Source organism: Colwellia sp. F1 (genome assembly GCF_056238625.1).
This window is the reverse complement of the sequence record NZ_JBWDLI010000002.1, coordinates 322,507-331,314: the sequence shown is the minus strand read 5'-3', so window position 1 is coordinate 331,314 and position 8,808 is coordinate 322,507. Positions and strand designations below refer to the sequence as shown.

General features: G+C 39.8%; 6 protein-coding genes. 2 read left to right on the top strand and 4 right to left on the bottom strand.

Going from position 1 to position 8,808, the window contains the following annotated elements; translation table 11 throughout:
• Window positions 1–678: 678 nt before the first annotated feature.
• The 4 genes from nagA to AC0UA9_RS03080 all read right to left on the bottom strand — a co-directional run bounded on the left by nagA (window position 679) and on the right by AC0UA9_RS03080 (window position 5,278).
• Window positions 679–1,872 carry an N-acetylglucosamine-6-phosphate deacetylase gene (gene nagA / locus AC0UA9_RS03095; protein WP_475656876.1) on the bottom strand — a complete coding sequence of 398 codons (1,194 nt, stop codon included), beginning with the start codon at window positions 1,870–1,872 and terminating at the stop codon, window positions 679–681.
• Window positions 1,859–2,800 carry an ROK family protein gene (locus AC0UA9_RS03090; protein ID WP_475656874.1) on the bottom strand — a complete coding sequence of 314 codons (942 nt, stop codon included), beginning with the start codon at window positions 2,798–2,800 and terminating at the stop codon, window positions 1,859–1,861. The genes nagA and AC0UA9_RS03090 overlap by 14 nt, the downstream gene beginning before the upstream one ends.
• A gap of 11 nt (window positions 2,801–2,811) precedes the next feature.
• Window positions 2,812–3,936: an SIS domain-containing protein gene (locus tag AC0UA9_RS03085; RefSeq protein ID WP_475656872.1), complete on the bottom strand. Its 1,125-nt coding sequence runs from the start codon at window positions 3,934–3,936 to the stop codon at window positions 2,812–2,814.
• Between the two features lie 61 nt (window positions 3,937–3,997).
• Window positions 3,998–5,278, bottom strand: a complete 1,281-nt coding sequence (locus AC0UA9_RS03080; RefSeq protein WP_475656870.1) for a D-tagatose-bisphosphate aldolase, class II, non-catalytic subunit — start codon at window positions 5,276–5,278, stop codon at window positions 3,998–4,000.
• A gap of 355 nt (window positions 5,279–5,633) precedes the next feature.
• Between AC0UA9_RS03080 and AC0UA9_RS03075 the strand changes: the two genes are divergently transcribed.
• Window positions 5,634–6,998 carry a sugar MFS transporter gene (locus AC0UA9_RS03075; protein WP_475656867.1) on the top strand — a complete coding sequence of 455 codons (1,365 nt, stop codon included), beginning with the start codon at window positions 5,634–5,636 and terminating at the stop codon, window positions 6,996–6,998.
• Window positions 6,995–8,620: a sulfatase gene (locus tag AC0UA9_RS03070; protein ID WP_475656866.1), complete on the top strand. Its 1,626-nt coding sequence runs from the start codon at window positions 6,995–6,997 to the stop codon at window positions 8,618–8,620. The genes AC0UA9_RS03075 and AC0UA9_RS03070 overlap by 4 nt, the downstream gene beginning before the upstream one ends.
• Window positions 8,621–8,808 lie beyond the last annotated feature (188 nt).

Below are 8,808 nucleotides of genomic sequence, written 5' to 3'. Positions count from 1 at the left end.
TTAACGCCATTTGATTACATTACTCATTGCCTTGAACAACTTAGCTATAATGAGGTTGATGTGGAAAAGTTACTACCTTGGAATGTAAAACTGCAACTTAACTAGGTGTGGTTCAGCAGACGCTTACTAAACTTGAAATACTCAAGTCCTTTAGACGCCAAAAGCAAGCAAAAAAAATGCACCTATAAAATAGGTGCATAAAACATGAAATATTAAGGGAATAACATTACTGTTTAATAAGAGCGTACTTTTTTAATAAAGTTCAATTTATTTTACAATAAACGTTAAATATTGTTTATTGGGGTAACACCTAATTAAATCAGCAGCAACTCATCAGATTAGCGTAATAATATTACGCTTCATCTAGCGGGGACCATTATATTGTCAACTGCACGAACAGCGGCTATAAAGAGGTTTGTGGCTGCTAGTGTAGCAGAATTAGGACTATATCCTAGGAGTGTTTTGTGGTGGGGTGTAAGGTAAATGCTAGTTGCTTAACAGGGGGGATGTTTTTCTCCGTAACATAATCGCAATATAAGAGTGCAAACAACTTCGGGGGCCTTAGCTAATGTCGCTGTTTATTAACAGAGGTGGGTGTGATGCGTGAGAGTTGGTATTTAACGCTTAACAACGGTGTAAATATTAGGCCGCTAGTAAGCATATAGCGGCCTAATAAATTTAATCTAATAGTTCAAATTTTGTTGAAATACTGTCCGACAGAAAGACGGGTTTGCCATCAATGATGGTTCCTTTAACATTTAACTCGTCATCAACAATGGCTAAACAAGCTCTTTTATCAATAGCTATACTGCCTAAAGTTGAATCCACACCGAGAAACTGTGCTGGTATTAAACTTGCCATATGAACAGCTTCTAATAGCGGTATTTCGGTTAAATTAACTAAATTAGCAACTGCCTTTTCAAGTGTTAATGTACTACCAGCGAGCGAGCCACTTTTTGTTCGAGCGATTCCATCTGTTACGTTGACATCAAGCATGCCTAATTTATAGGTTCCATCTTTCATGCCACCTGCAACAATGCAGTCACTAATTAGGCCCATTTTATTCGTACCTTTCATGCGGTAAATAAGCTCTAAAATACCGGGGTGAAGATGAACTCCATCAGCAATAACTTCTACATAAGCATCTTTATCTAACAATACAGCGCCAGCACAGCCAGGGTCTCTATGATGAATACCTCTCATGCCGTTAAATACGTGTACGCCACCACAGGCGCCGGCATGCATCGCATCAGTTGTTTGTTGATAATTGGCATTGGTGTGGCCGAGCATACACTTAATCCCTTTTGAAGACAAATAGCGAATGACTTCATCAGAGTTAGGTAGCTCAGGTGCTAAGGCAACAACTTTTAACGAGCCTTGGGCAACCTTGATAATGGAGTCGATGTTCTCACGTATCAGCGGAAGGAAGTATTGCTCATCGTGCGCACCTTTATGGTCTTTAGTAAAAAATAAGCCTTCATTGTAAGCACCTAAAACCTGAGCACCACTTGGCTGTTTATGATACGCGGTACCAATAGCTTCAAAAGCAGCTAATGTATTCTCCCATGTTGAGGTGACTGTTGTTCCCAAAAAACCAACAACGCCGTGTTTTGCTAATGAGCTTGAGATAATTTCAATAGACTCTTGAGTTGCGTCCATGATGTCACAACCTTCTCGGCCATGAATATGTAGGTCAAGAAAGCCCGGCAGTAAATGATGGTTGCCTAAGTCAATGGTGTTGATGCCAGCGTCTGGCTCATCGGTTATTGCTAATATTTTTCCATCTTTAACAAGTACATAGTGATTGTCTAGAATAGCATCCTCACAAAATACCTGTTTAGCACGTAAATAGTAACTTTTAGTTGATTGCATGTTGACTCCCTAATATGGCTGCGCCGCGAACTCCACTGGAGTCACCAAATGTTGCGCGTTTAATCGCTGGAGAAGTGGTTCCATCAAAAAGGTGTTGGTTAATAGCAGCGGGAAGCGCTGTTAATATTTCGTCTATTTTAGAAAGACCACCGCCGACAACAATAATATTGGGGTCATAAGACAGGACTAGTGAAGCAAACGCAGAGCCTAGCAAATCCATATAGCAAGCAAATGTTTTATTTGCGATAGGATCGTTGGCTCTTAATTGTGAAACAAATTCAGTCGTTTTTTGATTATTACCGCCAAAATGTTGGTATAGCCAACCTAAGCCAGGGCCTGCAATGTAGTTTTCGATACATCCCGTTAAGCCACACCCACAAATTTTAATCGGTAAATTGTACTTATGTATTAACATGGCGGAAGCTGGAATATGACCATATTCTCCAGCAATGTTGTTAACTGTTTTTAGCAGTTTGCCATTGACACAAAGCCCCCCCCCTGCACCTGTACCAATAATAGCGCCGTAGACAACATCGAGTTTATTGCCCGCTCCACCGATACTTTCAGATAAAGCAAAGAGTCTACAGTCATTTGCAACACTAATTTTTCGGTTAATTAGGGCATGTAGATCATCGGCAATATTATGGCCTGTCGCGCAGGGCACATTGGCAGATTTTACGCGATTATTATTGTCAATAATGCCCGGCATGCCAATACCAATAGAGCCTTTAGCACCAGTAATCTTATCAGCTTCTTGAATTAATTTACAAATGCTATCAAGGAATTCGCTATAGCTATCTACAGGGGTTGGTACCCGCCAACTCATCAGTAACTCGAGTTCAGGCGAAAAGATACCAATCTCCATTTTTGTGCCACCTATGTCTAAACCATAAATAGCCTTAACCGGGGCATTATTTGTTTTTAACATGTTAGTAATCTCTATTTAAGCACGAGTGGATATAAAATAACGCCTTGCACAACACGATTAACTTCACCGGTAGGGCAGGGGTTGTCGGGCGTAATATTCGCATCCATTGATTTATAAAAAGCTAAAATTTGAGAGTAAACAACATAAGGTAAACCAGCCCAAACATCGTCAATATCTTGTGTTTGGTTAAAGCTAGCGGCATTGAGAACTGTGATATCAAGCGCTTGATTATCGTGCTTAAGCTCAGAAATTAAATCGGCATCATATAGCTTGGTATACTCATTAGTAGAAGAGAAAACAACGACTTCAGTGGTGGCATCCATTAAAGATTTAGGACCATGTCGGAACCCTAAGGGGCTTTCAAAATAACTTAGTAGTTGTCCTGCGGTTAATTCTAAACACTTTAATGCTGCTTCTTTGGCGATACCTTGTAAGCCGCCTGAGCCTAAAAACACTAAACGCTGAGTTGGCTTTGTTGCTTGTTTTTTTAACTTTTCAAGGCCTGTCTCTAATAGCGTTTCAGTCCATTGTGCCGCCAATTCTAATTGACTATCATCAGGCGTGAATATTGCTAATGTTGTGACGAACATTGAAGTAAAGCTACTTGTCATTGCGAAGCTTTTATCTAAGGTGCCCTCTGGCATTATCATAGAGTAAGCATTGCTTTGTGTTTTAGCGCTCTGTGCTAATTGGCCTTCTGGATTACAAGTTAAGATCAGGTGATAACTATTATCAACGATTTGATCAACCAACTTTACCGCTGTAATACTTTCTGGGCTATTACCTGAACGGCCGTAAGAAATTACCAAGGTTGGAATATCTTTAATCAAATATTGTAATGGGTTGCTCACTAAGTCAGTGGTGCTAATCGCCTCAAATACACGGCCAGTTTTAGTGGTTAAATGCGGGACAATAGCATTGCCGACATAAGCTGAAGTGCCAGCGCCAGTTAAAATTATGCGTAAATTAGTATTCGCGAGTATGGGGTTTAGCCATGCTAAGATGGCCTCACTCTCACTTTTGACATTTGCAGCAGCTTCACGCCATATGCGTGGTTGCTGGCAAATTTCTTTTGCTGTCCAATAGCCCTTTTTTTCAGTTAAAAAATCTTCGCTATAAGTTAAATATTGTGACATGTTTGATTCCTAATGTTTGACAGTTACGGTCAGCTCAGCACTAGCTAAGCTGACCATATTGTTAATTTTTCCAACAAGCTTTAGCGTATGACTCAGTGACTTGTTTGATTTTCGCTTTGACCAAATCGTGTGGTGTATTTGATAAGGTGTTATTACGAATTGCTCGATATTGCTCAGGCAAAAACTGGCTAATTAATGGCAAGGGGATCGTTTGTTGGCTTAGGTTGTTTAGTAACTGCTCAACAGCTGATTTAATACGTGGCATATGCCAATAATAACGAATACGATCGCTATAACTAAAGCGGCGGTACAGGGTGCCCTTACTTGCGGGTACAGGATAGAAGCGTTGCCAGTTTTTGGGTTCTTCGAGCATTTCTTGCTCACAAACATCACGCAAAAATGATCGTTTTTCAATTGGGATCAGCTCTTCTTCAATATAAGACAAGGCAAAAAGCGCTTCTCGTAAAGCCAAGGTTAATTGCGGGCCAACTTTTAAAATACCAAAATGATCTTGGATCAGTGATACGTAAGCTTCATCGTTTTGATAATCAGATGAGTGTGCTTCATATACGATATTAGGGATGGTGGTAACTAATTTCTTGAGATCCTGTGCTTTTTCAGATTGGTAATCAATAATACTTGTATGATCAAATTCAACACCCGGTTGCACCACTAAACCAATAACACGCTGCCAAGCATCTTGTAAGCTTAGCGCTTCGAAAGCTAAGCGGTGAAGTTCGATTGTTTGTTTTACTCGCTCAGTTGAGGTTAACTCTAATGTGTCAATCTCTTCTGTTGCACCACCAGGGGGAGGTACTTCTGTACCAACAACAAATACCAAGTCTGAGTGACCAAATGTATCAATTGCTGTTTTTTCTGCTACTGCACATAAGTCAGCAGCGCGAGTTGCTACAACTTCATCAGGTAAACAAAAAGGGTCATCTGCACAGCTCATGCTGGTATCTAAATGAATTTTTTTAAAGCCTGCTGCCACGTAAGTCTTTATCAGCTCACGAGATTTTTCCATCGCCTGCTCGGCTGATTCATTAACCCAACACACAGGGCCCAGGTGATCACCACCAGGAATAATGCGACTTCTAGGGTAGCCTTTGCTGTCTGCAATTTTGCCGATAAATTCTAAAAAATCACTGGGGAACATACCAGTATACCCACCAAACTGATTTACTTGATTGGCCGTAGCCTCTATCAATATTGGTGTATCATCGCTCTTCGCTTGCTCTATTGCAGCTTCAAGAACTAGTGGGTGAGCAGAGCATATTGCATATATGCCTTTTGATTCACCATTGCGGTTAGCTTTTATAATTTCAGTAATTGCTTTCATATTTAAGCCTCATTTTTTAACTTAAAGGTACATAACGAGTTAAGTCTCGTTAATGTGTAAATTGGGTAAACCCTATCTGTGTTTCACTATTTAAAGCTGATAGGCAATAACAGATCGATATGCCTTTGAGATTGTCGCCTTGGTAAATTTAACCTCGTATTCAGGCGGTTGATTTTGATTTTTTCAGATGCTTACACTTTTCTGTTGTCATGTCTTCATGTTGTCTGATAACATGCTATCAGAGTTTCAGGAAGTTTCAAGGCCTTTCTATTTGAAATTTTATAAGGTGGGTAAAGACGACTCTTGTTTATAAGTAAATAGCGAAGAGTTAATAATTAATAGTGATGGGATAAATATGAGTACATTAACTGACAGTAAAACTTCACAACAATCGAGTTTCATGCCAATGGCAATAGTCGGAGGATTATTTTTTGTCTTCGGTTTTATTACCTGGCTAAATGGTTCCTTAATTCCCTTTTTAAAAATTGCTTGTGAGCTTGATCATATGGAAGCTTATTTAGTGACAATGGCATTTTATATTGCTTATACCGTTATGGCGTTACCGGTTTCAATGCTTTTAAAGCGTACGGGTTATAAAACAGGCATGGTGCTTGGGTTAGCAATAATGGCAATTGGTGCCTTAGTTTTTATTCCTGCTGCTTATGAACGCATGTATAGTATTTTTCTTTTAGCCTTATTTATTCTCGCTTCAGGATTAACATTACTTCAAACAGCTGCTAATCCTTATATTGTATTATTGGGGCCAAAAGAAACTGCTGCAGTTCGTATCAGCATCATGGGCTTACTCAATAAAGGTGCGGGTATTATTGCTCCGATTGTTTTTACCGCTTTCATACTAACCGACATGACAGGGTTCGCTGATGAAAAGCTTGCGTTACTTAGCGAAGCTGAACGTATGATTCAACTCTCAGAATTATCAACTCGCTTAATACTGCCTTATATTGTTATGGCGCTAATGCTAGGTGTTTTAGCTGTTCTTATTCATTTCTCTCCATTACCCGAGCCCAAGCATGCAGATGACAATGAGCAAAACGAAAGTAAACATGAAAAGGCCTCGCGTTGGGGAATATTAAAATTTCCACAACTTATTTTTGGTGCGTTAACGTTATTCTTTTATATGGGAGTTGAAGTGATTGCCGGTGACACCATTGGCTTGTTTGGACAGGAACTCGGGGTTGAGAACTTTGGACAATTAACCTCTTACACAATGGCATTTATGGTTGGTGCTTATATTACAGGTATGCTGACAATTCCTCGTTTTATTAGTCAGGAAGTGGCATTGGCACTATCTGGAATATTAGGTGTGATCCTATCGGTTTTAATTTTGAATACCACAGGAACAAGTGACTCAGTATGGCAGGCTTTATTTGCGTGGACCGGTATTACAGCCATTCCTAATGTTGTTCTATATGTTGCTATGCTGGGGTTTGCCAATGCATTAGTTTGGCCTGCAATTTGGCCTATGGCATTAGAAGGCTTAGGGCGCTATACCAGTACAGGTTCAGCTTTATTAATTATGGGTATTTCAGGCGGAGCAATATTACCCTTGGTTTATGGCAGTATCGTTGAGTCGACAGGAAACTCACAAGCGGCCTATTGGATTATGATCCCTTGTTACCTTGTTATTGTATGGTATGCCACAGTAGGTCATAAAATCAGAAAATCGAACACAATCAAAGTGGTAAAAGAGTCAGCATGAAACATTTAATAACTTGTCTACAAAAGCAGCCATTGGCTGTACTCTTTACACTAATAATAACGTTAAATTCAGCGCACAGCGCAGAGAGCAGTCATCAGGTAGATTCTCAACAGCCCAACATTATTTTATTTTTAGTTGATGACATGGGGTGGCAAGATACTTCGGTGGCTTTTGCAGGTAAACTTACCCCAGCTAATCAACATTTTAGTACGCCTAATATGGAAAAATTAGCACAGCAAGGGGTAAAGTTTACTCAAGCTTATTCACATGCAGTATGTTCACCAAGTCGCGTTTCTATGATGACAGGGAAAAACCCGACGAGGCACCATGTAACTAATTGGACTTTAAGAGCTAATGAAGAACACTCAGGTAGTTGGGGGCCAACAGCACCACCAAAAAACTGGCGGAAAGAAGGTTTGCAAGCCTCTGACATTACACTACCTAAATTATTACAAAAAGCGGGTTATCATACTATCCATGTGGGAAAAGCCCATTTTGGTGCAATTGGAACGACAGGGGCAGAGCCGTTAAACTTAGGCTTTGATCTTAATGTTGCAGGTCACTCAGCAGGTGCGCCAGCCTCGTATTTAGGGGAAAATAGCTTTGGTAATGATTTACCCGTAATAGATAATTATCCACGTGGAGTACCTGGCCTCACTGAATATCATAATAAACCAGTGCATTTAACTGATGCTTTAACTGAAAAAGCTAAACAGTTAATAAGCCAAGCGTCAGTAAAGAATAAACCGTTTTTCATGAATATGGCGCACTATGCAGTGCATACGCCAATTGAACCTCACCCTAGACTAGTAGCTTCTTATCAAAACAAGGCTTATACCAATACTGATATAGATATTCCCGAAGTAGAAGAAAATTACGCCTCTTTAGTTGAGGGTATGGACGAAAGTTTAGGTGCATTAATAGAACATTTAGATGATTTAGGTATTGCTGAAAATACGCTCATTATCTTTACATCAGATAATGGTGGTTTGTCAGGACATACTCGGGAAACATCACCTAGAGGTACAGAATTAAATAGTCATAATTGGCCACTGAACTCTGGCAAAGGCTCGGCATATGAAGGGGGTACGCGTGTACCATATATTGCAGCTTGGGCTAAACCAACAACGAAAAATACGTTACAAAAAAAATGGCCAATTGCATTAAATAGTACTTCTAACCAACCATTAATAATTGAAGACTTATTTCCAACTATTTTGTCGGTTGCTAATGCCAGCCAGCAAATCCCCAAAGACTACAAGTTAGACGGTATTGATATGACTGGGGCTTGGCTTTCACCTAGCCAGAAAATACAAGCAACAAATACAAGAGCATTGATATTCCATTACCCACATGTGTGGGGTCCCCATGGGCCAGGCTATCAACCTCATAGTGCTATGAGGCTAGGCGAATGGAAAATAATTTATTATTACAATAGCAAAACCTGGGAATTATATAACTTAACTCATGACATAGGTGAAGAGGTTAATTTAGCAAGTCACGAAACCAAGCGTCTAAGGACAATGGCTAAACAGCTAGAGAAAGAGTTGGAATTAAAAAAGGTGCAATGGCCAATAAACCGCTTAACTAAGAAGACGGTAAAGCTAGAGCTAATAAATTAAAGCGAAATGCCGTCCTAATTCCCCTGCCGTTGTCTGTTTAACTTGAAAAATACGCAAGTGTAGCCGTTTATCTGGCATTAAAGTATGTCAACAAAACGGCAATAATATTAACAATGTAAAAGTGGTCATTTCTTAAATGTGGCATGGGCGTCTAAATGGCAAACCCTAAATATTTAGCGTTATGACTT